Origin of the sequence: Streptomyces sp. NPDC018833, assembly GCF_044390825.1 — a bacterium.
In the GTDB taxonomy this organism is placed as follows: Bacteria; Actinomycetota; Actinomycetes; order Streptomycetales; family Streptomycetaceae; genus Streptomyces.
This window is the reverse complement of sequence record NZ_JBIRZM010000045.1, coordinates 1-1,546: the sequence shown is the minus strand read 5'-3', so window position 1 is coordinate 1,546 and position 1,546 is coordinate 1. Positions and strand designations below refer to the sequence as shown.

The 1,546-nt window shown below is 70.1% G+C and carries 1 protein-coding gene; it reads right to left on the bottom strand.

All coding sequences use genetic code 11. The features are described 5' to 3' along the window. Positions 1-64: 64 nt before the first annotated feature. Positions 65-1,282 (bottom strand): IS110 family transposase, encoded by a 1,218-nt coding sequence (locus ACH5AF_RS35320; protein WP_398907645.1) that lies wholly within the window; start codon positions 1,280-1,282, stop codon positions 65-67. Positions 1,283-1,546 lie beyond the last annotated feature (264 nt).

Genomic DNA, 1,546 nt, shown 5'->3' with positions numbered 1-1,546 from the left:
GGTGCCTCTATGTCCTGCGTCAAGGCGCCCCTGTCGGGTTTGGGGCGGTTCGGGCTCGCTGGGGTTATGCGGCGAGCTCGACGTCCTTGGGGGTGCGGGGTTCGTAGAAGGTGCCGTCGCGGAGCATGGCGAACAGGACGCTGATGCGTTGGCGGGCGAGGCGGAGGAGGGCCTGGGTGTGGGTTTTGCCGCGGGCGCGTTGCTTGTCGTAGTAGGCGCGGGAGGCCGGGTCGGCGTTCATGCAGGCGAAGGCGGACAGGAACATGGCCCGTTTGAGCTGCCGGTTGCCGCCTCGGGGTGCGTGTTCACCGTGGATCGAGGTTCCCGACGACTTCGTGGTGGGGGCGAGTCCGGCGTAGGAGGCGAGGTGGGCGGCGGTGGGGAAGCTGGTGCCGTCGCCGACGGTGACCAGCAGGACGGCGGCGGTCCTGACGCCGACGCCGGGCATCGAGGTCAGGACCGGGGAAAGAGGGTGGGTCTCCAGCAGGGTGTTGATCTGGGCTTCCATCGCCCGGCGCTGGGTGTGGACGGCGGCCAGGGAGGCGGCCAGAGAGGGGATGACGATGTCGAGGGTGCCGGTGCCGGGGACCATGACGGTCTGTTCGTCGAGGGCGTCGAAGACATCGTCGATCAGCCGCTGGGCCATGCGCGGGGCCTTGGGCCGGATCAGCTCGACGAGTCTGCGGCGGCCGGCTTTGCGCAGGGCGGCCGGGGAGCCGTAGCGCTCCAGCAGCCAGGTCACGGCCTGGTGGTCCAGGCGGGGGCCCAGAACGCGCTCCAGCGACGGGTGGAACTGGGTGAGCAGGCCGCGTATCCGGTTGGACGTGCGGGTGGCCTCGGCGGCGAGGTCCTGGTCGAAGCCGACGAGGACCGTGAGTTCGGCGGTGATCTCGTCGGTCAGTTCGAGGGATCGCAGGGTGTGCGGCATGGTGCGGGCCGCGTCCGCGATCACCGCAGCGTCCTTGGCGTCGGTCTTGGCCTCGCCGGGGTAGAGGTCGGCGATCCGGCGCATGGCCAGGCCGGGCAGGTAGGCGACGCGGCAGCCGGCGTCGCGGGCGACGGTCAGCGGGAGGGCGCCGATGGAGGCGGGCTGGTCCACGATCACCAGGACGGTGCCGAACTTCGCGGCCAGTTTGTCGAACACGGCCCGCAGTTTCGGCTCGCTGTTGGGCAGCTGCTTGTCGAAGACCTTCTTGCCGGCCGGAGTCAGCCCGTGCCCGTGATGAGAGCTCTTGCCGACGTCCAGGCCGAGGAACACGCCCACGTCTTCGGTGTCGAACATCGCGCCCTTCCAGGAGAGTTGAACGTGCCGGCCTCGGCAGTGGTGTCGTACGCGCGCATCCACGTTATGCAGACCTGCCGCCCGCGAGCTGTCCGGCATTGCGCCGGACCGGGTGGTGGCCGGACCTCTGATCAGCGTCTCCGACGGCACCTCCCGGGCCCGGTGACACCACCCCCCAGGTCATCCGTTCGACAGGGGGGAACAGTCATGCCGGGCCCGGAGGCCAGCGGCCCTCTTGCAGGACCGCGAAGAACATAACGGGGG